The sequence below is a fragment of the Xanthomonas sp. LF02-5 genome (assembly GCF_034105325.1).
Classification (GTDB): domain Bacteria; phylum Pseudomonadota; class Gammaproteobacteria; order Xanthomonadales; family Xanthomonadaceae; genus Xanthomonas_A; species Xanthomonas_A sontii.
In genome coordinates this window covers 80,001-106,253 of sequence record NZ_JAXGGF010000002.1, presented here as the reverse complement: position 1 = coordinate 106,253, position 26,253 = coordinate 80,001, and the positions used below count along the sequence as shown (strand labels likewise).

The 26,253-nt window shown below is 69.7% G+C and carries 23 protein-coding genes (1 of these 23 cut by a window edge); 11 read left to right on the top strand and 12 right to left on the bottom strand.

Annotated features, from left to right (window positions below):
* Window positions 1–165: 165 nt before the first annotated feature.
* Window positions 166–1,281: an acyltransferase gene (locus tag SLW52_RS06505; RefSeq protein ID WP_267121815.1), complete on the top strand. Its 1,116-nt coding sequence runs from the start codon at window positions 166–168 to the stop codon at window positions 1,279–1,281.
* A 150-nt stretch (window positions 1,282–1,431) separates the two neighbouring features.
* On the opposite strand, the gene SLW52_RS06500 is transcribed toward SLW52_RS06505, so the two are convergent.
* Window positions 1,432–2,340, bottom strand: coding sequence for a LysR substrate-binding domain-containing protein (locus tag SLW52_RS06500; protein ID WP_267121816.1), 909 nt, complete (start codon window positions 2,338–2,340; stop codon window positions 1,432–1,434).
* A gap of 101 nt (window positions 2,341–2,441) precedes the next feature.
* Between SLW52_RS06500 and SLW52_RS06495 the strand changes: the two genes are divergently transcribed.
* Genes SLW52_RS06495 through SLW52_RS06485 form a run of 3 tightly spaced genes read left to right on the top strand, consistent with a single transcriptional unit; the run spans window position 2,442 to window position 3,741 of the window.
* On the top strand, window positions 2,442–2,792 hold the full coding sequence (locus SLW52_RS06495) for a carboxymuconolactone decarboxylase family protein (protein ID WP_152237298.1): 351 nt from the start codon (window positions 2,442–2,444) through the stop codon (window positions 2,790–2,792).
* Window positions 2,792–3,190 carry a tautomerase family protein gene (locus SLW52_RS06490; protein WP_152237297.1) on the top strand — a complete coding sequence of 133 codons (399 nt, stop codon included), beginning with the start codon at window positions 2,792–2,794 and terminating at the stop codon, window positions 3,188–3,190. The genes SLW52_RS06495 and SLW52_RS06490 overlap by 1 nt, the downstream gene beginning before the upstream one ends.
* Window positions 3,187–3,741 (top strand): DUF4865 family protein, encoded by a 555-nt coding sequence (locus SLW52_RS06485; RefSeq protein ID WP_320739776.1) that lies wholly within the window; start codon window positions 3,187–3,189, stop codon window positions 3,739–3,741. The genes SLW52_RS06490 and SLW52_RS06485 overlap by 4 nt, the downstream gene beginning before the upstream one ends.
* 17 nt (window positions 3,742–3,758) lie before the next feature.
* Here SLW52_RS06485 and SLW52_RS06480 read toward each other — a convergent pair whose 3' ends face one another.
* From SLW52_RS06480 to radC, 7 genes are all read right to left on the bottom strand, one after another.
* Entirely contained in the window at window positions 3,759–4,766 is a 1,008-nt protein-coding gene (locus SLW52_RS06480; protein ID WP_320739775.1) for a pyridoxamine 5'-phosphate oxidase family protein, read from the bottom strand.
* Window positions 4,767–5,088: 322 nt separating this feature from the next.
* On the bottom strand, window positions 5,089–7,143 hold the full coding sequence (locus SLW52_RS06475) for a TonB-dependent receptor (protein ID WP_320739774.1): 2,055 nt from the start codon (window positions 7,141–7,143) through the stop codon (window positions 5,089–5,091).
* 240 nt (window positions 7,144–7,383) lie between these two features.
* Window positions 7,384–9,435 (bottom strand): TonB-dependent receptor, encoded by a 2,052-nt coding sequence (locus SLW52_RS06470; protein ID WP_320739772.1) that lies wholly within the window; start codon window positions 9,433–9,435, stop codon window positions 7,384–7,386.
* 252 nt (window positions 9,436–9,687) lie between these two features.
* Window positions 9,688–10,443 carry an SDR family NAD(P)-dependent oxidoreductase gene (locus SLW52_RS06465; protein ID WP_267121820.1) on the bottom strand — a complete coding sequence of 252 codons (756 nt, stop codon included), beginning with the start codon at window positions 10,441–10,443 and terminating at the stop codon, window positions 9,688–9,690.
* 378 nt (window positions 10,444–10,821) lie between these two features.
* Window positions 10,822–11,655: an SPOR domain-containing protein gene (locus SLW52_RS06460; RefSeq protein ID WP_267108021.1), complete on the bottom strand. Its 834-nt coding sequence runs from the start codon at window positions 11,653–11,655 to the stop codon at window positions 10,822–10,824.
* A 15-nt stretch (window positions 11,656–11,670) separates the two neighbouring features.
* Entirely contained in the window at window positions 11,671–13,359 is a 1,689-nt protein-coding gene (gene argS / locus SLW52_RS06455; protein ID WP_017907880.1) for an arginine--tRNA ligase, read from the bottom strand.
* Between the two features lie 216 nt (window positions 13,360–13,575).
* Window positions 13,576–14,250: a DNA repair protein RadC gene (gene radC / locus SLW52_RS06450; RefSeq protein ID WP_017907879.1), complete on the bottom strand. Its 675-nt coding sequence runs from the start codon at window positions 14,248–14,250 to the stop codon at window positions 13,576–13,578.
* Between the two features lie 96 nt (window positions 14,251–14,346).
* Here radC and coaBC point away from each other — a divergent pair, with 96 nt between their 5' ends.
* Genes coaBC through SLW52_RS06435 form a run of 3 tightly spaced genes read left to right on the top strand, consistent with a single transcriptional unit; the run spans window position 14,347 to window position 18,443 of the window.
* Window positions 14,347–15,624, top strand: a complete 1,278-nt coding sequence (gene coaBC / locus SLW52_RS06445) for a bifunctional phosphopantothenoylcysteine decarboxylase/phosphopantothenate--cysteine ligase CoaBC (protein WP_267085585.1) — start codon at window positions 14,347–14,349, stop codon at window positions 15,622–15,624.
* Entirely contained in the window at window positions 15,621–16,091 is a 471-nt protein-coding gene (gene dut / locus SLW52_RS06440; RefSeq protein WP_017907877.1) for a dUTP diphosphatase, read from the top strand. The genes coaBC and dut overlap by 4 nt, the downstream gene beginning before the upstream one ends.
* Before the next feature lie 15 nt (window positions 16,092–16,106).
* A complete protein-coding gene (locus SLW52_RS06435; RefSeq protein WP_320739771.1) occupies window positions 16,107–18,443 on the top strand; it encodes a phosphomannomutase/phosphoglucomutase in 2,337 nt (778 codons plus the stop codon).
* 49 nt (window positions 18,444–18,492) lie between these two features.
* Here the strand turns inward: SLW52_RS06435 and SLW52_RS06430 are convergent, their stop codons facing one another.
* Together SLW52_RS06430 and pyrE are read right to left on the bottom strand one after the other, a co-directional pair.
* Window positions 18,493–19,164, bottom strand: coding sequence for a hypothetical protein (locus SLW52_RS06430; protein WP_193312657.1), 672 nt, complete (start codon window positions 19,162–19,164; stop codon window positions 18,493–18,495).
* A gap of 18 nt (window positions 19,165–19,182) precedes the next feature.
* A complete protein-coding gene (gene pyrE, locus SLW52_RS06425) occupies window positions 19,183–19,842 on the bottom strand; it encodes an orotate phosphoribosyltransferase (RefSeq protein WP_017907592.1) in 660 nt (219 codons plus the stop codon).
* Between the two features lie 134 nt (window positions 19,843–19,976).
* Between pyrE and SLW52_RS06420 the strand changes: the two genes are divergently transcribed.
* The 3 genes from SLW52_RS06420 (at window position 19,977) to SLW52_RS06410 (ending at window position 22,520) form a co-directional block, all read left to right on the top strand.
* Window positions 19,977–20,777, top strand: coding sequence for an exodeoxyribonuclease III (locus SLW52_RS06420; protein ID WP_017912369.1), 801 nt, complete (start codon window positions 19,977–19,979; stop codon window positions 20,775–20,777).
* Window positions 20,774–22,141 (top strand): MFS transporter, encoded by a 1,368-nt coding sequence (locus tag SLW52_RS06415; protein WP_152181182.1) that lies wholly within the window; start codon window positions 20,774–20,776, stop codon window positions 22,139–22,141. The genes SLW52_RS06420 and SLW52_RS06415 overlap by 4 nt, the downstream gene beginning before the upstream one ends.
* A 151-nt stretch (window positions 22,142–22,292) precedes the next feature.
* Window positions 22,293–22,520, top strand: coding sequence for a hypothetical protein (locus SLW52_RS06410; protein WP_026143529.1), 228 nt, complete (start codon window positions 22,293–22,295; stop codon window positions 22,518–22,520).
* Between the two features lie 15 nt (window positions 22,521–22,535).
* Here the strand turns inward: SLW52_RS06410 and SLW52_RS06405 are convergent, their stop codons facing one another.
* Window positions 22,536–23,666 (bottom strand): anhydro-N-acetylmuramic acid kinase, encoded by a 1,131-nt coding sequence (locus tag SLW52_RS06405; RefSeq protein WP_295912185.1) that lies wholly within the window; start codon window positions 23,664–23,666, stop codon window positions 22,536–22,538.
* 89 nt (window positions 23,667–23,755) lie between these two features.
* Window positions 23,756–25,210 (bottom strand): peptidoglycan DD-metalloendopeptidase family protein, encoded by a 1,455-nt coding sequence (locus tag SLW52_RS06400; RefSeq protein ID WP_320739769.1) that lies wholly within the window; start codon window positions 25,208–25,210, stop codon window positions 23,756–23,758.
* A 168-nt stretch (window positions 25,211–25,378) separates the two neighbouring features.
* Between SLW52_RS06400 and tyrS the strand changes: the two genes are divergently transcribed.
* On the top strand, window positions 25,379–26,253 hold the 5' portion of the coding sequence (tyrS, locus tag SLW52_RS06395; RefSeq protein WP_152238789.1) for a tyrosine--tRNA ligase. 337 nt of this gene lie beyond the right edge of the window; 875 of the gene's 1,212 nt are visible here — the first part of the coding sequence; it begins with the start codon at window positions 25,379–25,381; its stop codon lies off the right edge, out of view.

Here is a 26,253-nt window from a genome sequence, read left to right as displayed (position 1 = left end):
GAGAGGGGTTGGGGTGAGGGTACGCCGCTGCAAGTAAGCATGGGGGACGCCTAGCGCCGCCGCCGCGCTTTCCAGGCGCGATCGCGCCGATGCCGGTGCACGCCCGCCGCCGCAACCGGCGATGCAGCCAGTAAGCTGCGCGCTCCCCACCGCCAACCCCCTGCGATGCGCTATCCCGGCCTCGACCTGCTGCGCGCCACCGCCATCGTCTGGGTGATGTTGTTCCACTCCTTCGTGGTCGGTGGGCTCGGCCCGGATTGGGAGTGGCTGTCGCGCTATGGCTGGATGGGCGTGGATCTGTTCTTCGTGCTCAGCGGCTTTTTGATCGGGGGCCAGGTGCTGGCGCCGCTGGCCCGCGGCGAGCGGCTGCGCTACGGCGAGTTCTACCGGCGCCGCGCCTACCGCATCCTGCCGGCGTACGCGGTGGTGCTGGCGTTGTACCTGGCATGGCCCGGCTTCCGCGAAGCGCCCGGGATCGCGCCGTGGTGGCTGTTCGCCAGTTTCACCCTCAACCTGGGCATCGACTACGCCAACCAGCAGGCGTTCTCGCATGCCTGGTCGCTGTGCGTGGAAGAGCACTTCTACCTGGTGTTTCCGCTGCTGGCGGCGTGGCTGCTGCGGCGGCCATCGGCGCCGCGTTTCGTGGCGCTGTGCGTGGCCGTGGTGCTGGCCGGCATCGCCCTGCGCAGTGCGATCTGGGTGCACGACAGCGCGCTGGATCGCATCGGTGCCGGGCTGCAGCGCAACTGGTTCATCGAGGATCTCTACTATCCGACCTGGAACCGCCTGGACGGCCTGCTGGCGGGGGTGGCGTTGGCAGTGCTGAAGACCTTCCGGCCGCAGCACTGGCAGCGGCTGCAGCGTCACGCCAGCGTCGTGGCGCTTGCCGGCATCGTGGTCTGTGCGCTGGCGATGTGGCTGTTCCGCGACCGCACCGGCCTGCTCGGCAATGCCATCGGCTGGCCGGTGCTGTCGTTGGGACTGGCGCTGCTGGTCGGCGCCGGCGCCTCCACCCAGGGATGGCTGGGGCGCTGCCGGATGCCGGGCGCGGCCTGGCTGGCCGCGGTGTCCTACAGCCTGTACCTGAGCCACAAGGCGGCGTTCCATCTGACCCAGGCGTGGTTCGGCGCGCTGCTGGACGGGCGTGGACCGCTCGCCTTCGCCGTCTATGCCGGCATGGCGCTGCTGTTCGCGGCTGTCCTGCACTACGCGGTGGAGCGGCCGTTCCTGCGCCTGCGCGAGCGGCGCAGCGCCGCGGCTGTCGCGACCGCGCATGGTTGAACGCACGGTTTCCGATCCGCGCGGCACGTCCCGGTGAAGAGCGATGGCAATCCTTCAAGACCGTGGCCAGCGGCGGCGCCACATGCTCGCCGGCGTCCTGATCGCCAGGAGGATGCCCTGCAAGGGCGGCAGGTAAGCGCGCGGGACGTCTCAGCCATCCCCGACCAGCGCTGCATGCGCCGCCTGCAGGCGCTGTTGCAGGATCTCCGCCAGCCGCGCCACCGCCGGCGGCGGCACGGCGACCGCGCGATGCAGGCTCAGCCCTAGCGCCGGCAACGCGGGCAGGCCGCCGGCGCCGGGCGGGAGCAGGGTCAGTCCGGCCGGCACCCCGGCCGGGGTGCGCAGGGTGATGCCCAATCCGGCGCGGACCGCCGCCCATACGCCGCCGAGGCTGGCGCTGGTGAAGGCGATGCGCCATGGGACGCCGGCGCGGTCCAGTGCGGTGGTCGCGGCCGTGCGCAGCAGGCAGGGGGCTTCCAGCATCACCAATGGCAATGGCGCCGCGCCTCTCCAGTCGGCCACGTCCGGCGCGCTGCGGTCGCCTGCGGCGATCCAGCGCAGCGGCCACGCCGCTTGTGCCTGCCGATGCGCCGAGGCTGCGCCGGAGTCCCAGGCCAGGGCCAGATCCAGGTGCCCGGCCTCCACCCGCGCCAGCAGTTCCTGGTGGCGGGCGATGCGCGCTTCGATCCGCACCTGCGGGTGGGCGCGGGCGAAACGCCCGAGCACGTCCGGCAGCATGTGCTCGCCGAAGTCCTCCTGCAGCCCCAGCCGCACCCAGCCTTGCAGCGCCGTGTCCTGCAGGGCCACGACCGCCTCGTCGTTGAGCTCGAGCAGCCGCCGCGCGTAGCCCAACAAGGCTTCGCCGGCCTCGGTCAGGGCCAGGCCGCGGCCCTGGCGGCGCAGCACCGGCTGCCCGGCCTGCTCCTCCAGCTTCTTCAGCTGCGCGCTGATCGCCGAGGTGGAGCGCCCGCGGCGCTCGGCCGCCTTGGCGAAGCTGCCCAACTCCACGCCGGCGACGAAGCTGCGCAGCGCGTCGAGGTCGAAGGTGATGGGGCGCATCGGTCGATCCTGATTTTCCGGACGGTCGTTTCGATATTTTCCGATTTTTCGAAAGGTTGTGCGCGACTAGGCTGTGCCCGTTCCCCCTGCGAGACCTTCCGATGTCCGGCCCATCCACGCCGTTTCCTTCCCCGCAGGCCGCGTTCGGCGACATCGCGCCGGCCTTCGCCCGCCTCACCGACGAGGTGCTGTTCGCCGAGGTGTGGCAGCGCCCTGGGCTGTCGCCGCGCGAGCGCAGCCTGGTCACGGTGGCGGCACTGGTAGCCCTGTCGCGACTGGAGCAGTTGCCGCTGCACCTGGCGCGCGCACTGGACAACGGTCTGGACCGCGACACCCTGGCCGAGGCCATCACCCACCTGGCGTTCTACGCCGGCTGGCCGTGTGCGGCGTCCGCGCTGCCGTTGCTGCGCACCGCTGCCGCGGCGCGGCCGTCCATGACGGAGCCGCGCTGATGCCGTACGCCCGTATCTCGCTGCTGCGCGGTCATCCGCCTGCCTACCTGCGCGCGCTGTCGGCCAGCCTTTACCAGGCCATGCACGACGCCTTCGAGGTGCCGGCCGGCGACTGCTTCCAGGTCATCCATCAGCACGACCCGGACGAACTGGTGTTCGACCGCCATTACCTGGGCGGGCCGCGCTCGGATCGTTTCGTGCTGATCGCCATCACCGCCGGCCGCGAACGCAGCGCTGCCTGCAAGCAGGCGTTCTATCGGCGCCTGGTCGCGCTGCTGGCGATCGCGCCTGGAATTCCGCCGGAGGACGTGATGGTCACCATCGTCACCACCGCGGCGCAGGACTGGTCGTTCGGCGGCGGCCGCGCCGGCATCACGGCCCGCGGAGTGCCGGCATGATCGCCATGCAATACAGCATCGCGTTGCCGGCGGACTACGACATGGCGATCATCCGCCGCCGCATCGCCGACAAAGGCCCGTTGCTCGACACGCTGCCGGGGTTGCAGTTCAAGGCCTACCTGGTCGCCGATCGCAGCGATCCGCTGCTGCCCGGCCGGCAGAACCTGTATGCGCCGTTCTATCTATGGCGCGATGCGGCGGCGATGCACGCGTTCCTCGCCGGCCCCGCGTTCGCCGCGCTGTGCGAGGCCTTCGGACGCCCGACCGTGCAGGCGTGGATGGTCGGCACGGCGTGGACGTCCGCGGCGCTGCGCTCGGCGCGCTACGCCACCCGCGTGCTTCCGGCGCCAGTGCCAGCCTGCGGAAGCGAGATCGCCGACATGGACGTACCTGACGAACGCGTGCTGGCCACGGTGTGCGGCTACGAACCGCAGGGATGGACGCGGCTGCGTTTTCATCTGTGGCGCGATCTGCCGCCGCAAGACGCCGCCGCACACCGCTATGCCGTGCATCACCTCAGCGCGCCCGGCGTGACCGACGCCGCCCGGTGATCGGCGGCGTTGGATGCTCAGTACATGTTCTTCTTGTAGTCGGCCTGCAGTCCTTTGCGCACCACGCCGGGCACCGAGACCGCCGCGCGCATCAGCGTGGCCTGGGTGCCGCGCGCGCCGCTGAGCCGGACGTGGTCGCGGAAGATCGCCGGCGGGTCCAGGTCGTGTGCGATGGCGGCGGGCGGCCAACGGTCGAAACGACCGAGCGCGCGGCTGTGCGTCTCTTCGAGGAGCGCCGGCAGCACCCGCACCGCTAGATGCGGAACGCGTCCATCGACGGCGAGCGCGTTGCGGATCGCCTCGTCGGTGCTGGGGCGGGCGAGCCCTTCGATGCACACGCAGCGTGCGCTGCCGGGGCGCAGTGCCAGCAGCGCGAGTTGCGGCCGCGCCAGCAGATTGCCCAGGCTGTCGACGCGACGATTGCCCGGCCGGTCGGCGAACCACCAGGCGTCGCGGTGGGCTTGCAGCAAGGCCCCGGCGCGATCGCCGCGCGGACTGACATCGACGCGGCCCTCGGCATCGGCGGTGGCCAGGATCAGCAGTCGGCAACTGGCGAGCAATCCTTCCGGCGTCTCCGGCGGCGTGGTGTCGGTCTGCGCCTCCGCGTGCCACCAGTCGGCGCGCAGCAGGGCCTTGGCGCAGTGCAGATAGCATTCCTCGACGGCAACGAACACGCGGGTGCCGTCGTCGCCGGCGATGCGGCCATTGACCCGCAGGGTTTCGCCTAATCCGGGCACCAGGAACAGCGAACCGAAGCCGGCGCCGACGTGCGCGTGGGCCGTGTCCAGTGCCTGCAGCGGGATCGACAGCAAATGCGGCGTATCGCCGCGCGCGAAGCCGGGTGCACCGCTGCCCGCACTCAATGCCAGGCGCTGGCCGGCGACGCCGGCGAACAGCAAGGGGCTGGCGGCCAGCCAGCGCAGCGCATGCGCGTCCAGGTGGTCGATCACCTTCAGGTCGCGCGGACCGGGCAGGTGGCCCACGCAGTCCTGCAGCTGCGCCGCATCGGTGACGAAGTCGGTCATGGCGATGTCTGCCGGAAGCGGAAGACGCCGTGGTCGAGCGAAGCGGGAGAGATCATCGCAAAGCACTCCTGTGAACGAGCGGGAGGCTTGCGCGAAGGCTGGCGACGCCTGGAACCGTACCACAGCGCGGCGGACGCCGCGTCCGGCGGCTTACGGTCGTCCTTGGCCAGGCAACACCGTGACCGGGCACCTCTCATCTCCCCGGGGACGTGTCCCGCAGGAGCGGCTTCAGCCGCGACAGGGGCGTTCCCGGTGAAGCCCGTCGCGGCTGAAGCCGCTCCTGCGCAGCACGCTGTGGCGGATGCAGGTGATGCGAGGTGCCCTACAGCCGCAGTTCGAACCCGAGATAGGCCGAACGCCCGGGCGCTGGCGAGAACATCGCCTGATTGTTGCCGCCCCAGAAGAAGTTGTCGTACCAGACGTAGGCGTAGCGGGCGTCGTTGAGATTCTTGACCTGCAGGTCGAGGCTGGTGCGCGGGCTGAGCTGGTAGCGCACGCTGGCATCGACCACGCGGAAGCCGCCGTACTTGCCCTGCGCATTGCGCTCGTCGATGTAGTAGTCGCCTTGCGCGCGCGCCTGCACGCCCAAGGTCCAGCGCGCATCGGGCCGGTAGTCGACGCCGGCGTTGCTGATGTAGCGCGGCACCGAGAACACCTCGCGGCCGCGCAGCGATTCGCCCGAGGCGTTGTAGGCGCTGACCACCTTGGCCTCCTGCAGCGCCTGCGACAGCCACAGCGTCCAGTGCTCGCCCAGTTGCGTGCTCAGTTGCAGGTCCACGCCCTGGCGCCGGGTCTGGCCCAGGCCCACGGTGGTGCCGGAGCTGACGTTGTTGGCCACCTCGTCGGTGGCGTCCTGGCGCCAGACCGCCACCCGCGCCTCGGTACCGGCGGCCGGCTGCAGTTTCAGGCCCAGTTCCTTGCCGGTGTTGATCGACGGCCGCACGCCGGGCTGGCCCGGCGTCAGGTAGGCCGGCGCGGTGGAGCCGGTGAGGATCTGGAAGGTGCGGCCCCAGTTGGCGTACACGCTCAGCTGCGGCGTCAGCGCGTAGATCACGCTGAGCTTGGGCTGGTCGATCCAGCCGTAGCGCTGCAGCGGCGCGTGCACGCCGCCGGGCAGCGTGGTGTCGCCGGAAAAGCGGTCGACGCGGAACGCCGGCACGATCTTCAGCGCGGCGGTCGGCTGCAATACCGCCTGCAGGTACAGGCCGAAGTTGTCGAGCGTGTAGCGGTCGTCGTTCTGCACGCGCGCCGGCGCGCTCCAGAAATCGGTCGGCACCGCGTAGGCATAGCGGTAGCGGCGATAGCGGTTGTTCTGGTGCTCGGCGTTGAGGCCGCCTTCCACGCTCAGCAGGTCGCTGGCCTGCCAGGTGACGGTGCTGAGCAGGCCGGTCTGGGTTTCGTCCCATTGCCGGCGCTGCCGCGGTGCGTTGCCGATCGGGTAGGGGGTGAAGGTGACGCGGCGCTCCTCGTCGTAGCGGTTGACGTACAGCGTGTTGCGCAGCTGCACACCGTCGCCGAGCTTGAAGTCGGCATGCACGCTGGCCTGGCGCAGGGTGCGCTCGCCGCCGTCGTTGGCATTCTGTGGCGGCGACTGGTCGCGGTCGTCGTCCCATTGCGCGGCGGTGAGGAAGCCGGGCGCATCGGCCTTCAGATGGTAGGCGCGGGCGATCAGGCCGATGCGCGCGGTGTCGTCGTCCTCGCCGTAGAACCACTTGCCGCCGAGTGTGTACTTGCGCGCGCTGTCGTGCGCGCGCTCGCCTTGTGTGGCCTGGGCGCCGACGAAATAGTTCTGCGCCAGGCCGCCGGCTTCATGGCCGACGGCGTACTGCAGTGCGCGCGTGGCGAAGCTGCCGTAGCTCAGCCGCAGGTCCTGGTAGTCGCCGCCCTGGCGCGTGGCGATGTTGAGGTTGCCGCCGATGTTGTGCAGGCCGTAGCGCGGGTCGTTGGTGCCGCGCACGACTTCGATGTAGGCGATCTCCAGCGGGAAGATCATGTCGGTGAAGCGCTGGTTGCCGCTGTTGGCATCGCTGGGCACGCCATCGATCAGGATCTTGATGCCGTTGAGGTAGCCCTCGCCGTTGAAGGCGCGGAAGGTGGCCTTGCCGGATTCGGCGCCCTGGCGGATCTCGGTGAGCTGCACGCCGGGCATCATGCCCAACAGCTCCCAGCCGTTCATGACCTGCTTGTCGCCGATCTGCTCGCTGCCGAGCACGTCGACCGAACTGAGGATGTTGCGGGTGGACAGCGAGGCGGCGGTCTCGCGCCGCGCCTCCACGGTGCCGAGGGTGGTGGTGGTCTCGGAGGTGAGGGTCTGCGCGGCGGCATGGCCGGCGGCAAGCCCGGCCAGCACGGCCAGGGCAAGGGAGTCGATCTTCATGGGGTCTGCAAGCAAGTGGGGACAGCGGAGGGCTGGCGGCAACGGCGAGGTTGCGGGGCTTGCTTGTTCGGTACGCTGGGCGTACCTCGCTCCGTGAAGGCGATGTTATGCGATTTCGCGGGGAAAATCGCGCGGTTGTCTGCGCCACGCAGGCAACCGCGCCGTGGCACCTGCGTGCCCCGGACGGCACCGGGGAGGCAGAGGCGCGACCGCAGCGGACCGCGCCGACGTCGGCGATGGCTACAGGCGCAGTTCGAAGCCGAGATAGGCCGCGCGTCCGGGCGCCGGCGAGAACATCGGCTGGTCGTTGCCGCCCCAGAAGAAGTTGTCGTACCAGACGTAGGCGTAGCGGGCGTCGGTGAGATTCTTGACCTGCAGGTCGAGGCTGGTGCGCGGGCTGAGCTGGTAGCGCACGCTGGCATCGACCACGCGGAAGCCGCCGTACTTGCCCTGGGTATTGCGTTCGTCGATGTAGTAGTCGCCTTGCGCGCGCGCCTGCAGCCCCAGCTTCCAGCGTGCATCGGGCCGGTAGTCGACGCCGGCGTTGCTGATGTAGCGCGGGGTGGAGAACACCTCGCGCCCGCGCAGCGACTCGCCGCTCGCGGTAAAGGCGCTGACCACCTTGGCTTCCTGGATCGCGTGCGACAGCCACAGCGTCCAGCGCTCGCCCAGTTGCGTGCTCAGTTGCAGGTCCACGCCCTGCCGGCGGGTCTGGCCGAGCCCGACCGTGGTGCCGGTGCTGGGCATGTTGGCCACTTCGTCGGTGGCATCCTGGCGCCAGACCGCCACGCGCGCCTCGGTACCGGCGACCGGCTGCAGTTTCAGGCCCAGCTCCTTGCCGGTATTGATCGAGGGCCGGAACGTGCTCTGCCCGGGCGTCAGGTAGGCCGGGGCGGTCGAGCCGGTGAGGATCTGGAAGGTGCGGCCCCAGTTGGCGTACACGCTCAGCTGCGGGGTCAGCGCGTAGATCACGCTGAGCTTGGGCTGGTCGATCCAGCCGTAGCGCTGCAGCGGTGCATGCACGCCGCCGGGCAGCGCGGTCTCGCCGGAGAAGCGGTCGATGCGGAATGCGGGGACGATCTTCAGCGCATCGCTCGGTTGGATCACCGCCTGCAGGTACAGGCCGAGGTTATCCAGGCTGTAGCGGTCGTCGTTCTGCACGCGTGCCGGCGCACGGTCGAAATCGGTCGGCACGCTGTAAGCGTAGCGCGAGCGCCGGTAACGGTTGTTCTGGTGCTCGGCGTTGAAGCCGCCTTCCAAGCTCAGCAGATCGCTGGCCTGCCAGGTGACGGTGCTGAGCAACCCGGTCTGGGTTTCGTCCCATTGCCGACGCTGCCGTGGCGCGTTGCCCAGCGGGTAGCGGGTGAAGGTGATCCGGCGGTCGTCCTGGTAACGGTTGAGGTACAGCGTGTTGCGCAATTGCAAGCCGTCGCCGAGCTTGAAGTCGGCGTGCACGCTGGCCTGGCGCATGTCGCGGTCGTCGCCGTCGTTGGCGTTCTTCGGCGGCGACTGGTCGCGGTCCTCGGCCAACTCGGTGGCGGTGAGGAAGCCCGATTCGTCGGCCTCGTGGTGGTAGGCGCGTGCGATCAGGCCGATGCGTGCGGCATCGTCGTCTTCGCCGTAGAACCATTTGCCGCCGAGGGTGTACTTGCGCGAGCTGTCGTGCTGGCGATAGCCATGCGCGGCCTGCGCGCCGACGAAATAGTTCTGCGCCAGGCCATCGGCCTCATGGCCGACGGCGTACTGCAGTTCGCGGGTGGCGAAACTGCCGTAGCTCAGCCGCAGGTCCTGGTAGTCGCCGCCCTGGCGGGTGGCGATGTTGAAGTTGCCGCCGATGTTGTGCAGGCCGTAACGCGGATCGTTGGTGCCGCGCACCACCTCGATGTAGGCGATCTCCAGCGGGAAGATCATGTCGATGAAGCGTTGGTTGCCGCTGTTGACGTTGCTCGGCACGCCGTCGATCAGCACCTTGATGCCGTTGATGTAGCCCTCGCCGTTGAAGGCGCGGAAGGTGACCTTGCCGGACTCGGCACCCTGCCGGGTTTCGGTGAGTTGCATGCCGGGCATCTGCCCCAACAACTCCCAGCTGTTCATGACCTGCTTGTCGGCGATCTGCTCGCTGCCGAGCACGTCGACCGAGCTGAGGATGTTGCGCGTGGACAGCGAGGCGGCGCTGTGGCGCCGCGCTTCCACGGTGCCGAGCGTGGTGGTGGTGTCGGGTATCGTCTGCGCGGCGCCGTCGCCGGCCGCGAGCCCGGCCAGCACGGCGAGGGCATGGGTGTAGGTCTTCATGGTGGCTGCGGACAAGGGGAGTGGAGACTGGCGGCAGCGGCTGGGCTGCGGGCGAGCGGGTGGTGCGTGGTCCGACGTACGAACGCGGCCCCGATCAGGTAATGTTATATCATTTCGTTAAGAAGTTGTCGGAATCGCCAGCAGGCCGGCGCGACAAGCGTCCGTCCCGACCGTGCGGCAGAGGGGCCTTCGCCGCATGGGCGCGAGAGAGACGGGACGTGGCGGGACCGCGCGGAGCGGCCCCGCGGCCGTTCAGACCGGTTGCCGCGCGACCTGGAAGCCGGCGAAGGACTGCGTCACCGGCATGATTTCCAATCGATTGATGTTCAGATGCGGCGGCAGCGTCGCCACCCAGAAGATCTGTTCGGCGATGTCCTCGGCGGTCATCGGCTGCGCACCCTGGTAGAGCGTGTCCGAGGCCTTCTGGTCGCCATGGGTGCGGACCAGGGTGAACTCGGTCTCGGCCATGCCGGGTTCGATCGCGGTGACGCGCACGCCGGTGCCATGCAGATCCGAGCGCAGGCCCAGCGAGAACTGGCTGACGAAGGCCTTGGTGCCGCCGTAGGTGTTGCCGCCGGGATAGGGATACAGCGCGGCGACCGAACTGATGTTGATGATCGCGCCGCGGCGCTGGATCAGCGTCGGCAGCAGGCGATGGGTCAGCGTCACCAGCGCGGTGATGTTGGTGTCGATCATCGTGCGCCAGTCGTCCAGTTGCGCGGCCTGCGCCGGCGCCGTGCCCTGGGCCAGGCCAGCGTTGTTGACCAGCAGGTCGATGCCGCGGAACGCCTCGGGCAGCGCCGCCAGCATCGCGTCCAGCGCGTCGGTGTCGCGGATGTCGAAGGCGGCGATGTGCACGCGCTCGGCGCCGAAGGCGTCCAGCAGCGGCTGCAGGCGCTCGGCGCGGCGGCCGGTGGCGATCACGCGCCAGCCGGCATCGACGAAGCGGCGCACGGCGGCAGCGCCGAAACCGGAGGTGGCGCCGGTGATCAGGGCGGTCTGAGTCATTGGGGGGCCGGAAATGGGGAGTGGGGAATCGGGAATGGTAAAAGCAAAACCCGGTCGCGCGCGTCGACAGCGCGTGTGCCCGCGGGGGAAGTCGGCTTCGATGATTGAGACGGGCCAGCGCGGCGCGGCAGCGCGTGGATCCGAAGCGTCTTCAGGCCTCGTCGCGCGGAACGGGACGTGCTCGCGTCCCCATTCCAGATTCCCTGGCTGCTAATTCTTTTGCGTAGTCGCCGGCAGCACGCTGCCGTGGAACTGCAACGTCATATCAAGCCAACGCGGCCCAATGTCAGCAGCGACAACGCTTCCACGCACGTACAGGTGAAAACGGCAAGAAAGCCGCTTCACCCATTCCCCAATCCCGATTCCCCAATCCCAGCCTCACTGCGCCTTGATCGCGATCGCCGACAGCCCGCTGCCGTTCAACTTCTGCTTGGCCTCGGCCAGTTCGCTGGCGGTGCCGTACGGCCCCATGCGCACGCGATAGACGGTCTTGCCGCTGATCTGCGCCGATTCCACGCGCGCCGACAGGCCCAGCATCGCCAGCTTGGCCTTGGTCGACTCGGCATCGCCGGAGGCGCCGAACGAGCCGGCCTGCAGGATGTAGCGCGCGTTGTCGGGCGCGGCCGCAGCCGCGGCAGTCGCCGGTGCGGTGGTCGCGGCCGGCGTTGCCGTGGTGGCCGCCGGTTTGGCGGCGGCGGGGGCGCTGGCGGCCGCGCTCGGCGTCTCCGGCAGCGGGGTCGGGTTGGCCGCCGTCGCGGTCGGTGCGGTGGCGACCGCGGCCGGAGTGGTGCCGGTGGCGGCCGTGCCTGCAGCGGCCTGCGCCTTGGCCTGGCGAATGGCCTCGGCGCGCGCGCTGGCGGCCAGTTCGGCGTCGGACATCTGCACTTCCTTGCCGGGCAGCAGGGTGTAGAAGTCGTACTGGGTCTGCCCGTCCTTCTTCGCTTCCGGCTTGGTGCTGCCGGCCGCGTTGGCGGCGGGCTTGGGCAGGTCCGGGGCCGCATCGACGTCGGCATCGGCCACCGGCGCCGGTTGCGCATCCGGATTGGCGCGCGGGCCGCCCACGCGCAGGAAGTCGCCGTCCTTCTTGAACAGCCCTGGCGCGCCGAGGAATACCACCGCGGCGATCGCCGCGCCGGCGATCAGCCACACCCACCCGGGCGTGCCGTTGCCGCTGTTGCGCCGGGCCTGGGTCTTACCGCGTCGTGCTGCCATTTACCGCTTCTCCACTCACATTTTTTCCGGGGCCGACACGCCCAGGAGATTCAGACCGTTCGCCAGCACCTGCTGCGCCGCCACCGCCAGGGTCAGCTTGGCGTTGCGTTCGCCGGCGTCGTCCACCAGCACCGGGGTGCCGTGGTACCAGGTGTGGAAGGCCGTGGCCAGTTCGCGCAGGTATTGCGCGATCAGATGCGGCTCCAGCGCATGCCCCGCATTCTCCACCACTTCCGGGTAGCGCGAGAGTTCCTGCATCAGTTCCAGCGAGGTCGCGTCGCTGAGCCGGTTCAGTTGCGCCTGGCCATCGGCCTGGTCGTAGTCCAGCTTCTTCTCCTGCGCCTGGCGCAGCAGGCTGCACACCCGGGCATGCGCGTACTGCACGTAGAACACCGGGTTGTCGTTGCTCTGCTGGCGCGCCAGGTCGATGTCGAAGGTGAGCTGGGAATCGGGCTTGCGCGCGATCAGGAACCAGCGCGTGGCGTCGCGGCCGGCTTCCTCGATCAGGTCGCGCAGGGTCAGGTAGCTGCCGGCGCGCTTGGACAGCTTCACTTCCTCGCCGCCGCGCATCACCGTGACCATCTGGTGCAGCACGTACTCCGGCCAACCCTTGGGGATGCCCAGGTCCATCGCCTGCAGGCCGGCACGCACGCGCGCCAGCGAGCCGTGGTGGTCGGCGCCCAGTTCGGTGATGGCGCGCACGTAGCCGCGCTGCCACTTGCTCAGGTGGTAGGCCACGTCCGGCACGAAGTACGTGTAGCTGCCGTCGGACTTGCGCATCACGCGGTCCTTGTCGTCGCCGAAATCGGTGGATTTCAGCCACAGCGCGCCGCCCTCTTCGTAGGTATGGCCGGAGGTGATCAGCTTCTGCACCGCCTCCTCGACCTTGCCGTCGCGGTACAGCGAGCTTTCCAGGAAGTAGATATCGAAATCCACGCCGAACGCGGCCAGGTCGTGGTTCTGCTCGTTGCGCAGATAGGCCACGGCGAAGCGGCGGATCGCATCGAGGTCCTGCGGATCCTTGGCGCCGGTGACCACATGGCCTTCCAGGTCGACCGCAGCGCCGGCCATGTAGGCGTCGGCCACGTCCTGGATGTAGTCGCCGCGGTAGCCTTCTTCCGGCCAGTCGGGGCTGTCGGGCGTCTTGCCCAAAGCGCGCGCCTGCACCGAGCGCGCCAGGTTCTCGATCTGGTTGCCGCCGTCGTTGTAGTAGAACTCGCGCTTGGCGTTCCAGCCGTTGGCCTCGAGCAGGCGCGCCAGGCAGTCGCCGATGGCCGCAGCGCGGCCGTGGCCGACGTGCAGCGGCCCGGTCGGGTTGGCCGAGACGTACTCCACACCCACGGTGCGGCCGTTGCCGACCAGGCTGCGGCCGTAGTCCTCGCCCTGCTTGAGCACCGCCAGCACCTCGCGCTGGTAGGCGCCGGGACCGAGATGGAAATTGATGAAGCCGGGGCCGGCGATCTCGACCTTGCTGACGTCGTCGTTGGCCGGCAGCGCGTCCACCAGCTGCTGGGCCAGGGCGCGCGGATTGGTGCGCGCGGCCTTGGCCAGCAGCATCGCCGCGTTGGTGGCGAAGTCGCCGTGCTCGCGGGTCTTGGGCCGCTCGACCACGAAGTCCGGCGGCAGGGTGTCGGCCGGCAGGGTGCCATTGGCGCGCAAGGCTTCGATGCCTTGACCGATCAGGGCGCGGAGTTGGGATTTCACGAGATCTCTGCTTGAAGCGCGGAACCGGCGATTTTACCCGACCCGCCGCCTCCCGGCCCGTCCCGGGTTCAGCCCGACCTCAGCCGCGACGCCGCGACCAGCACGCGCCTGCGCCCCTGGGCCTGGGCCTGGGCCGGCTGACCGCCGGCGTGGCCCGGGGCCGGCCTCGCCGGGATCGGCGCCCCGCGACATGGCACGCCCAGCCGCCGCCTCGGTTCAGGCCCAGCCGCGCGAGGCCATCGAGACAGGCACGCCGTCGCCGACGATGAAGTGGTCGAGCAGGCGCACGTCGATCAGGTCCAGCGCCTGTTTCAGCCGCTCTGTGACGGCGCGGTCGGCGGGCGAGGGTTCCGGGTTTCCGGACGGGTGGTTGTGGCCGATGATCACCGCGGCGGCGTTGAGCGTGAGCGCACGCCGCACCACCTCGCGCGGATGCACCTCGGCGCCGTCCAGCGTGCCCTGGAACAGCTCCTCGAACGCCAGCCAGCGGTGCCGGGTGTCCAGGAACAGCGCGGCGAACACCTCGTACGGCCGCGCCCGCAGGCGTTGCGCGAAGTAGCGGCCGGCGGTGATCGGATTGCTGAGGGTGTCGCCGCGCTGCAGTTCCGCGGCCAGGTGGCGCTGGCCCAGCTCCAGCGCCGCCGACAGCTGGCAGGCGCGCGCCGGGCCCAGCCCGGGCAGGCGTACCAGGTCGCCGGGCGACCGGTCCAGCAGCGTGCGTAACGGCCCGTGCCGCTGCAGCAGGTCGCGCGAGGTGCGCACCGCGTCGCTGCCGGGCAGGCCGGAGCCGAGAAAGATCGCCAGCAGTTCGGCGTCGGAAAGGGCCCGGGGACCGCGTGCCAGCAGCTTTTCCCGGGGACGTTCTTCGCAGGGCCAGTCGGAGATGTGCATATCGCCAGGGTGCCGGCCGACATGGCGCAACGGTATCAGGCCGCCAAAAACCATCGGGTAAGCTAATCGTCCTTGTATGGGTAGGACATTCCCGACGTGACCGCGATTTTCGAGAGGCCCCTGCCGGGGCGACGTGTGCTGTTGTGCGTCGGCGGGGGAATTGCCGCCTACAAGGCGCTGGAACTAGTGCGGCGCCTGCGCGACGCCGGCGCCGAGGTGCAGGTGGCGATGACCGCCGGCGCGCAGCAGTTCGTCACCCCGCTGAGCTTCCAGGCGCTGTCCGGCCATCTCACCCGCACCACGCTGTGGGACAGCGGCGCCGAGCAGGCGATGGGTCACCTGGAACTGGCCCGCTGGGCCGAGCAGGTGGTGGTGGCCCCGGCCACTGCCGACCTGCTGGCGCGCCTGGCGCACGGGCTGGCCGACGACCTGGTGGGCACGCTGTGCCTGGCCAGCACCGCACCGCTCACCGTGTGCCCGGCGATGAACCACCGCATGTGGCTGCATCCGGCCACCCAGGCCAACATCGCCACCCTGCGCGCGCGCGGCGCACAGGTGGTCGGCCCGAACGATGGCCCGCTGGCCGAAGGCGAGTCCGGCCCCGGTCGCCTGGCCGAACCGGAGCAGATCGTCGCCGCGCTCGTTGCGCGCACCGACCACAGCGCCGCGTCGGCCAAGCCGGCCGTGGCCGCCGTCACGACGCGTTCCGGCGCGGGCACCGGCACTGCCGCCCTGCGCGGCCTGCGCGTGGTGATCAGTGCCGGCCCCACCTACGAAGACCTGGATCCGGTGCGCTACCTGGGCAACCGCAGCAGCGGCAAGATGGGCTATGCGCTGGCCGCGGCCGCGGTCCGGCAAGGCGCCGAGGTGGTGCTGGTCAGCGGCCCGGTGCATTTGTCTACGCCCGACGGCGTGCAGCGCATCGATGTGCGCTCGGCCGCGCAGATGCGCGAGGCGGTGCTCGGCGCGCTGCCGGCGGACATCTACATCGGCACCGCGGCGGTCGCCGATTACACGCCAAAACAGGTGGCGGCGCAGAAGATCAAGAAGAGCGGCGAGACGCTCACCCTCGAATTGACCCGCACTCCGGACATCCTGGCCGAGGTCGCCGCGCAGACCCAGGCGCTGAAGCTGGTGGTCGGCTTCGCCGCCGAGACCCACGACATCGAGCGCTATGCCCGTGGCAAACTCGCCGACAAGCACCTGGACCTGATCGTGGCCAACCGGGTGGGGGTGGCCGGCAACGGCTTCGAGAGCGACCAGAACGCGGCCACCGCCTATTGGCAGGATGGCGAACGCGACTTCCCGGCGGTCTCCAAGACCCAGCTGGCCGAACAACTGCTGGACCTGATCGCGCAGAGGCTGCACGCATGAGCACTCCCACGCCCTATCCGCTGCAGGTGAAGCTGCTGGATCCGCGCTTCGGCGACAGCTGGCCGCTGCCCGACTACGCCACCGAAGCCAGCGCCGGGCTCGACTTGCGCGCGGCCACCGAGGCGCCGCTGACCCTGGCGCCGGGCGACACCGCGCTGATCCCCAGCGGCCTGTCCATCTACATCGCCGATCCGCAGCTGTGCGCGGTGGTGCTGCCGCGCTCTGGCCTGGGCCACCGCCACGGCATCGTGCTCGGCAACGGCACCGGCCTGATCGACGCCGATTACCAGGGGCCGCTGCTGATCAGCGTCTGGAATCGCGGCCGCGAGGACTTCACCATCGCCCCCGGCGACCGCATCGCGCAGCTGGTGGTGATGCCGGTCGTGCGTGTCGCCCTGCAGGTGGTGGATACTTTCGCCGACAGCGCCAGGGGAACGGGTGGATTCGGCCATACCGGAGTGCGCTGACAGGGGATCGTCTGCATGAGCGAGGCAACACAAGCGCGGCCGGTGCCGCAGGGTTTGCGCAAGGTGGCGCCTCTGCTGACGGTGCTGCTGGTGCTGTTGGTGGTCTGGTTCGGCTGGAGCGGGGTCGAGCAATGGCGCGCCGAGCAGGCCGCCGCCACCCTGGAGCAGGCGCGCGATGCCGCGGTGACGCAGACCCAGCAGGCGCTGGCGGGCGTGGGCAAACGCCTGTCCGAACGCCTGCAGCAGCCGGCCGTGCAGGCGGCCCTGCGCCGCGGCGACGCCGCGGCCGCCGCCCAGGCCCTGCGTGCGGACTGGGCGCAGGCCGAGGACGCGCAGGTGCTGCCGGCCGACCTGGAGCCGGGCTACACCGATGCGGCGCACTTCGGCTACGGCCGCCTGGCGCTGCTGGAGAAGGCCCTGATGACCGGCAAGCTCGCCAGCGCGGTGATCCGCGACGGCGGCGGCCCGCGGCTGGGCCTGGCCGCGCCGGTCTCGCTGGGCGGCAACGCCGGAGTGGTGTATCTGCGCCTGCCACTGGCGCTGCTGACCGACCCGGTCGCGCAGGCATCGGTGCCGGGCACCGGCTATCTGGCCCTGCGCCAGGGCGGCTACGACGTGATCGCCGCCGGCGACAATGCGCTGCACGATCGCGCCGACGCGATGTCGCGCCCGGTCGGCGACAGCGGCCTGCGCATGGTCGCCTCGCTGCCGGATACCGAAGCCGGTCCGCTGGGGCTGGGCGCACTGCCCTGCCTGCTGGTCGCCGGCCTGTGCCTGGTGCTGGGCGCGCTGTTGTTGCTGGCCGCGCGCGGGCGCCTGCCGCAGCCGCGGGTGCGCCGCGCCGGCCCGGCGGTGGCCGAAGAACACACCCTGCAGCAGAGCCTGCAACGCCAGGAGCCGCCCCCGCCGCCGCCGTCTGCCACCGAGGATGCCGCGCCGGCCAAGCCGGTGCCGGCGTTCACGGTGGCGCCGGAGATCTTCCGCGCCTACGACATCCGCGGCGTGGTCGGCCGCGACCTCAGCCCGCAGGTCGCGGCGCTGATCGGCCAGGCGATCGGCGCGGTGATGCAGGAGCAGGGGCTCAACGAGGTGGTGGTCGGCCGCGATGGCCGCCTGTCCGGGCCGGAGCTGTCGGCCGCACTGATCGAAGGCCTACGCCGCGCCGGCTGCCATGTCACCGACATCGGCCTGGCGCCGACCCCGGTGGTCTACTTCGCCGCCTACCACCTGCGCGCCGGCAGCTGCGTGGCGGTGACCGGCAGCCACAACCCCGCCGACTACAACGGCTTCAAGATCGTGGTCGGCGGCGAGACCCTGTCCGGCGCCGCCATCGCCGACCTGTACGCGCGGATCAGCGCCGGCCGCCTGCCCACGGCCGAGGAGCCGGGCCGGCTGCAGCAACGCGATGTCGGCGACGACTACATCCAGCGCATCGCCGACGACGTGCAGCTGGACCGCCCGCTCAAGGTGGTGGCCGATGCCGGCAACGGCGTCGGTGGCGAACTGGCGCCGCGCCTGCTGGAAGCGATCGGCGCCGAGGTCGTGCCGCTGTATTGCGACGTCGACGGCACCTTCCCCAACCACCATCCCGATCCCAGCGAGCCGCACAACCTCGAGGATCTGGTGCAGACGGTGCGGCGCTTCGACGCCGACCTGGGCGTGGCCTTCGACGGCGACGCCGACCGCCTCGGCGTGGTCACCAAGGAAGGCACGGTGATCTACCCGGACCGCCTGCTGATGCTGTTCGCCGCCGACGTGCTGCAACGCAATCCTGGCGCGCTGGTGATCTACGACGTCAAGTGCACCGGCAAGCTGTCCGACTACGTGCTGCGCAACGGCGGCAGCCCGCTGGTGTGGAAGACCGGGCATTCGCTGATCAAGGCGAAGATGCGCGAGACCGACGCCGAACTGGCCGGCGAGATGAGCGGCCACTTCTTCTTCAAGGAGCGCTGGTACGGCTTCGACGACGGCCTGTACGCGGCGGCGCGGTTGCTGGAGATCCTGGCCCAGCGCGAGGAATCGCCGTCGGAAGTGCTGGCCGAACTGCCCGACAGCGTGGCCACGCCGGAGATCAAGCTGCCGGTGGACGGGCAGGACGCGCATGCGCTGGTCGCCGAGCTGGTCGCCCAGGCGCAGCAGGAGGGCTCGCCGTTCGCCGGCGCGCGGCTGCTGACCATCGACGGGCTGCGCGCCGACTTCCCGGATGGCTGGGGCCTGGTGCGCGCCTCCAACACCACGCCGGCGCTGGTGCTGCGCTTCGAAGCCGACAACGCGGCGGCGCTGGAGCGGATCAAGGCGCTGTTCCGCGCCCAGCTGCAGGCCGTGCTGCCGGGCCTGGCGCCGACCTTCTGAGGCGGCGTCGCGGGCCCGGCCTGGTCCGGGCGCCGGGGTGTGCGACGGCTCAGCCGCCGGCGGTGGTCGCGGACTGTGCCGGGCCGTTGCCCCGGGCCGCGCGATAGCGCTGCAGCACGTCCTCGATTTCCTGATCCAAGCCGAGCCGCTGCTGTTCGAAGTTCTTCTGCATGCGCAGTTGCCACAGCAGGGCGCGGTGCCGCTGCTGCACGTCGTCGGCGGTCTTGGCCGGCACGCTCTGCCCGGCCAGTTCGCGCGCGCCGGCGCCGGACAGCAGGCCGATCAGACCCTGGCGCAGGCTGTCGACGTTGTAGCGGGCGGTGTTGATGTTGTTGTCGACAATGCCGATGCGCTCGGCGAACACCCGGCGCAGTTCGTCCTCGGTCTGGTACGACAGCAGCATCGCCTGGTCGGTGCGCTTGCGCGTCTCCAGCGCGGCCTGGTCGGCGCGCTGCTGCGCGGCATCGGCCGCGGCCGCGGCGCGTTCCTCGGCATTGAGCGCACGCCCGACCTCGGCGCTGCGCATGCCGCTGGTGGCGTTGAACTCGTCGCGTGCCTGGTTCACCGCTTCCGGCGGCAACGCATCGCTGCAGGTACGTTGGCCGCCCTGGTTCCAGCAGTACAGCTTCTTGGACGGCGCCGACGCCTGTTGCGCGGCGACCGGCAAGGCCAGCAGCGCCAACACGGCCGGCAGGACGCGGGTGCGTGATCGGATCGGCATCGTGGCAGCCCCCTGCTGTCAGCCAGACGAAGCGCAACCGTAGCGGGCCCGGTAGGCCAGCAGCGGTTCGCGGAAGCCGACAAGGTCTGCGTTTCCGTCGATGAATGCAAGCAGGTCGCCCAGATGCGCGACCGAGACCACAGGAACGCCGGCTTCTGCGGCCACTGCCTGCGCCGCCGAGCGGCGGTCGTCCTCGGCGGCGATCTCCTGGCGGTCCAGCGCGACCAGGATCGCGGCCGGTTCGCCGCCGGCGGCGCGGATGATGCCCAGCGCCTCGCGGATCGCGGTGCCGGCGGTGATCACGTCGTCCACGATCAGCACCCGGCGGCCGGCCAGCGGCGCGCCGATCAGGCTGCCGCCTTCGCCGTGCGCCTTGGCTTCCTTGCGGTTGAACGCCAGTGGCAAATCGCGCCCGCGCCGCGCGTACTCGCAGGCCACCGCCGTCGCCAGCGGAATGCCCTTGTAGGCAGGGCCGAACAGCAGGTCGAAGTCGAGCCCGGCGGCGTCGGCCGCATCGGCGTAGCACGCCGCCAGCCGCGCCATGCTGGCACCGGAGTCGAAGCGCCCGGCATTGAAGAAATACGGACTGAGGCGCCCGGACTTCAGCGTGAACTCGCCGAAGCGCAGCGCCTCCACGTCCAGGGCCAGTTGCAGGAAACGGTGCCGGTAGTCGGTCATGGGGGGGCCGGGATTCGGGATTGGGGATTGGGGATTCGTAAAAGCGTACCCCATGCGCGGACGCTGCATGGGCGTGACCGGCTATGCTTTCACAAATCCCGTCATCCCCAATCCCGAATCCCGGCTCCCCACCCATGCGCATCATCAGCTTCAACGCCAACGGCCTGCGGTCGGCCGCCACCAAGGGCTTTTTCGAGTGGTTCGCCACCCAGCAGGCGGATGTGCTGTGCGTGCAGGAGACCAAGGCGCAGGAGCATCAGCTGGCCGGGCCGGCGTTCCTGCCGGATGGCTACCGGGTCTGGTTCCGCGACGCCAGCACCAAGAAGGGCTACAGCGGCGTGGCCATCTACAGCAAGCGCGAGCCGGACGAGGTGCGGACCGCGCTGGGCTGGCCCGAGTTCGACGAGGAGGGCCGCTACATCGAGGCGCGCTTCGGCAACCTGAGCGTGGTGTCCTTCTACATTCCCTCCGGGTCCTCCGGCGAGCTGCGCCAGGGCTACAAGTTCCAGGTCATGGACTGGCTGCGGCCGATCCTGGTGGAGTGGCTGCACAGCGGCCGCGACTACGTGCTGTGCGGCGACTGGAACATCGTGCGCTCGGCGCTGGACATCAAGAACTGGAAGTCGAACCAGAAGAACTCCGGCTGCCTGCCGGCCGAGCGCGACTGGCTCAACGGCCTGTGCGCCGACCGCGCCGAGGAGGCCGATGCGGCCAGCGGCCGCGGCTGGGTCGACGCCTACCGCGCGCTGCATCCGGACGGCCAGGACTACACCTGGTGGAGCAACCGCGGCGCGGCGCGCGCCAACGACGTCGGTTGGCGCATCGACTACCAGTTCGTCACCCCGACCCTGCGCGAGCGCCTGCAGGGCTGTTCGATCTATACCGCGCAGCGCTTCTCCGACCACGCGCCGTTCACGGTGGACTACCGCACGTGATCGGAGCACTGGGCGCTTGGTGGCGGTCGCTGGACGTATACGCCAACCCGCGGGTGCGGGCGATGCTGTTTCTGGGATTTTCCTCGGGGCTGCCGTTCGCATTGGTGCTGACCACGCTGTCGGCGCGTCTGCGCCAGGCCGGCATCGACCGGACCACCATCGGCTACTTCAGTCTGGTCGGGCTGGCGTACTCGTTGAAGTACTTCTGGTCGCCGATCGTGGACCGTCTGCCGATCCCGGTTCTCTCGCGACTTGGTCGGCGGCGTAGCTGGATGCTGGTTGCACAGATCGGCGTCGTTGCCGGCCTGGTCGCACTCGCGCTGGCCAATCCCGCGCTGGACGCGCGCGCGGTGGCATTGCTTGCCGTCTGCACTGCTTTCGCCGCGGCAACCCAGGACATTGTCGTGGACGCCTATCGAATCGAGGCGGCTCAGGCCGATACGCAAGGCGCGATGGTCGCCGCCTATCAGGCTGGCTACCAGTTGGCGCTGATCTGTACCGGCGCCGGTGCCCTGACCTTGGCGGCAGAACTGGGCTGGAAGGCGTCCTACCTGATCATGGCGGTCTGCGGATTGGTCGGTCTTGTCACGACGCTCTGCATTGCCGAACCCATGACGGGCACCAGCGGTCCAATACGTCCGATCGAACCCATGGTGGAGGCGTTCCGCACGCGCGCGCAGCGTTGGCCGGCGTGGATCAGAGCGACGGTTGCTTGGTGCATCGGTGCCGTGATCTGCCCGTTCGTCGATTTCTTTGCGCGGATGGGCTGGAAGGTGGGCATCTTGTCCCTTTCCCTGGTGATCACCTACCGACTCAACTACACCACGATGGGCGTTGCGGCCAATACGTTCTATCTGGACATGGGGTTTACGCTGGAACAGATCGCATTGGTCTCCAAAGTCTATGGGATCCTCATGACGATCGTCGGCGCTTTTCTGGCAGGCATCCTGGTCCGTCGTTACGGCATAGCGCGGACGTTGCTGATCGGATTGGTCCTGCTTAGTGGCGCCAACCTGATCTACGCGCATATCGCCAGCATCCACCCCGGGATCGCCTGGCTGGCGACTGCGATCAGCGCCGACAACGTGGCCAACGGTATCGCCGGGACGGCCTTCATCGCCTACATGTCATCGCTGACCAGTCCGAACTACACGGCGACGCAATACGCTCTGTTCGGAACCCTGTGGAGCCTTCCCGCCAAGTCGATCGCCAGTCAATGGGGCAAGATCGTGGACGCCTGGGGCTATCCTCCGTTCTTTGTCTATACCGCTGCGATTGGCATCCTTGCGTTACCGATGATCATCTGGCTCATCTGGCGTGAGCCACGAATGAGGGAAGAGGAGGGCGTGCAGAAAACACCCTGATCGCTGGGTTTCTCGGCCATAGCAGCCGCGTGTGTACGAGGCGCGCATCCGCAACTCCCTCACAGCCATTGCCGTCCAGCGATTGAAAGGCCGTCCCCGGACGGGGATGATGGGCAACGGCGCACGCGTGCGCCGCCGCCCGGGAGTCCGCATGAGCGACCTTGTGTTGCGCGATATCGACCCGTTCCTGCTCGAACGCATCCGCCGCATCGCCGTCGCGCGCGGCTGGACCCAGCGCCAGGCGGTGCTGGCGCTGATCGAGCAGGGCCTGTTCTCCAGCGAGCACGACGTGCGCAGCGGGTTCGAGCACCGCGAGGTGGATGCGCTGTCGGAGGCGATCGCGGCCTTGCGCGCGCTGCCGGCCGGCAGCGGCTTTTGAATCCCGACGCCTCGCTTACGCGGGGTGGATCGCGCCGAGGATGCGCGGCCCGCGCGCGCCGCTGACCGACGGCAGGTTGCCCGGCAGCCCGGCCAGGGTCTGCCGGGCCAGCCAGGCGAAGCCCATCGCTTCGATGTAGTCCGGGTCCAGGCCCTGCGCCTGGGTCGAGTGCACCTGCACCCCCGGCAAGCGCGCCTGCAGCCGCGCCAGCAACAGCGGGTTGTGCACGCCGCCGCCGCACACCAGCAACTGCCGGGTCGCCGGCTGCTGCGCCAGCAGCGCATCGGCGATGGTGGCCGCGGTCAGTTCCAGCAGCGTCGCCTGCACCGCGGCCGGCGCAGGCGACGGGGTGTCCAGGCAGGCCTCCAGCCAGCGCAGGTGGAACTGCTCGCGCCCGGTGCTCTTGGGCGGCTGCAGCACGAACCACGGATCGGCCAGCAGGCGCTGCAACAGGTCGGCGTCGACCGCGCCGCTGGCGGCGAACGCGCCGCCCGCATCGTAGGGCTGGCCGCGATGGCGCTGGCACCAGGCATCGAGCAGCGCGTTGGCCGGGCCGGTGTCGAAGCCGCGCACCGCGCCGTGCGCCGGCAGCAAGGTCAGGTTGCCGATGCCGCCGAGGTTGAGCACGGCCCGGTCCTCGTGCGCCGCCCCCAGCATCGCCGCATGGAAGGCCGGCATCAGCGGTGCGCCATGGCCGCCGGCGGCGACGTCGCGGCGGCGGAAGTCGCAGACCGTGGCGATGCCGGTCAGTTCGGCGATGCGGTTGCCGTCGCCGAGCTGCCAGGTGAAGGCGGGGTCGGCCAGAGGGCGATGGCGCACGGTCTGCCCGTGCGACCCGATCGCGCGCACCGCGGCCGGCGCCACCCCGGCGTCGTCGAGCAGGCGCAGCGCCGCCTCGGCGAAGGCGATCGCGACCTCTGCATCGAGCTGGCCCAGCGCGTCCAGCGAGGCGATGTCGCCGCCTTCGCCCAGCGCGATCAGCACCGCGCGCTGCTGCGGTGCCCACGCATAGGTGCGCCCCAGCTGCAGCTGCGGGTTGCCGTCGTGGTCGAAGCGCACCAGCGCGGCATCGATGCCGTCGGCGCTGGTGCCGGACATCAGGCCCAGGAACAGGGCGTCGTCGGGAACGGCGGAAGGCGAGGGCATGCAAGACACCAGGCGGCGGTCGGCGCCGCAGCGTGGGCCAGGCGCCGCCGCCCGTCAATGCGCGGCGCGGCGGAACCGGCTACCGGCGCTCAGCCGGCGTCGTGCGACGTGGCGGCCTTGGACGACGCGACGACCTTCTTCTTCTTCGCGTCCGGCTCGCCGGCATCGGCGTAGATCAGCTTCTCCACGCGCTGGATGCGCGCCAGCGCCGGCGAGGTCTGCGCACGGAACGCGGCCAGTTCGGCCCCGGCCAGCGGGGTCGGCGGCGGCATCGTCACCGAGGCCGGATTGCGCTGCACCCCGTCCACGCGGAATTCGTAGTGCAGGTGCGGACCGGTGGCCATGCCGGTCATGCCGACATAGCCGATCACCGTGCCCTGGTTGATGCGCTGGCCGGCCTTGATCCCGCCGAAGCGCGACATGTGCCCGTACAGCGTGCTGTAGCCCTTGCCGTGATCCAGGATCACCACGTTGCCGTAGCCGCGCTGGGTGCCGACGAACTGCACCCGTGCATCGCCGGCGGCCATGATCGGGGTGCCGGTCGGCGCCGCGTAGTCGATGCCCTTGTGCATGCGCATGGTGCCCAGCACCGGGTGCTTGCGCGCGCCGAAAGTGGAGCTGATGCGGCTGTAGGACACCGGCATGCGGATGAAGCTCTTCTTCAGTGGCCGCCCGGTCACGTCGAAATATTCGGCCGGCTTGCCGCCGCGCTCGAAGCGGAAGCCGCTGTAGGTCTTGCCGCGGGTGGTGAAGGTCGCCGCCAGGATCTTGCTGGTGTCGATGCGCTCGCCTTCGCGCCAGGTCTCGTCCATGACCACGCTGAAGCGGTCGCCCGGCTGCAGGTCCTTGTCGAAGTCGATGTCGTACTTGAAGATCTCGTCGGTCATCGTCGCGATCGCCGACGGCGACAGCCCGGCCTTGCGTGCGGCCACGTACAGTGAGCTGGTGATCTCGCCGCTGGTGACCACGGTGCGCGTGCTGGTCTCGCGCTCGATCACCTTTTCCTTGATGTCGTCGTCCAGCAGCGACAGTTCCACCCGGTGGATGGCATCGCGGTCGAAGCGCAGGGCGCGCAGATCGCCCGTCGTCGCCAGGTCGAAGCCGATCTCGGCGCCTGGACGCAGCTTGGTCAGCGCGTCGTGGGTGCCCGGATGGTCCAGCACCCGCTGCATCACCGTGGCGGGGAGGCCGAGCTTCTCGAACACCGAGCCCAGGGTCTGTCCGGATTCGATCCGCACCACCTGCCAGTTGTCGGTGATCGCCGCCTGCTGTTGCTGGGCAAGCGAGATCGGCGGCAACGGCAGCGCCAGCGTCGCCTGCGTGGTCTGCAGCGGCACGTCGATGGCGTTGGAGAAGCCCGGGACGATCGTGGCGACCATCGCACCGATGGTGGCGAACAGGCTGGCGTGGATCCAGTGGCGGCGCGTCCAGCGGCCGGCGGGAAGATGTTCCTTCAACTTGCGATGCAGCGCAGTGTCGTGGAGAACGTGAAGGCGTTGCTGGAACCGCTGCCGGCGCGCGCGTTCCTGATCACTGTTGGGCATCAAGGCTTCCTCACGAGCCCGAAGCGCGAGCTCAAAACTCGGCTACCATAAACATCGTTCCACAGCGCGTCAAACCATTGAGCCGGCTCGAATTTTCACCTGGCTGCACGGTTAACTCGCTCTTAACGCCATTCACGTTTGTTGAAGCCACTCGCCGGAGTTCCTGTTTTGTCCACGATCGAAGAGTCCCTTGTCCTGATCGGCCGCGGTGCCGACGAAATCCTCAAGCGTGAAGAACTGGAGGCCCGCCTGCGCAGCGGCCGCCCGCTGCGGATCAAGGCCGGCTTCGATCCCACCGCGCCGGACCTGCACATCGGTCACACCGTGCTGTTGAACAAGATGCGCCAGTTCCAGGACCTGGGACACCAGGTGATCTTCCTGATCGGCGACTTCACCGGGATGATCGGCGACCCCACCGGCAAGAACGTCACCCGCAAGCCGCTGACCCGCGAGGACGTGCTGGCCAACGCCCGCACCTACGAGGAGCAGGTGTTCAAGGTGCTGGACCGGGAGCGCACCGAGGTCCGCTTCAACTCCGAATGGTTCGGGCAGATGAGCGCGGCCGACATGATTCGCCTGGCCGGCCAGCACACCGTGGCGCGCATGCTCGAGCGCGACGACTTCGCCAAGCGCTACGCGGCGCAGCAGTCCATCGCCATCCACGAGTTCCTGTACCCGCTGGTGCAGGGCTACGACTCGGTGGCGCTGAAGGCCGACGTCGAACTGGGCGGCACCGACCAGAAGTTCAACCTGCTGATGGGCCGCGGCCTGCAGGAGCACTACGGGCAGCCGGCGCAGATCGTGCTGACGATGCCGTTGCTGGAGGGCCTGGACGGGGTCAACAAGATGTCCAAGTCGCTGGGCAACTACATCGGCATCAGCGAGCCGGCGATCGACATCGTCACCAAGACCATGAAGATCGGCGACGAGCTGATGTGGCGCTGGATCGAACTGCTGTCCTTCGAGATCGGCGTGAACGAAGCACAGGCGCTGCGTCAGCAAGTGCAGGCCGGCAGCCTGCATCCGCGCGAGGTGAAGCTGCG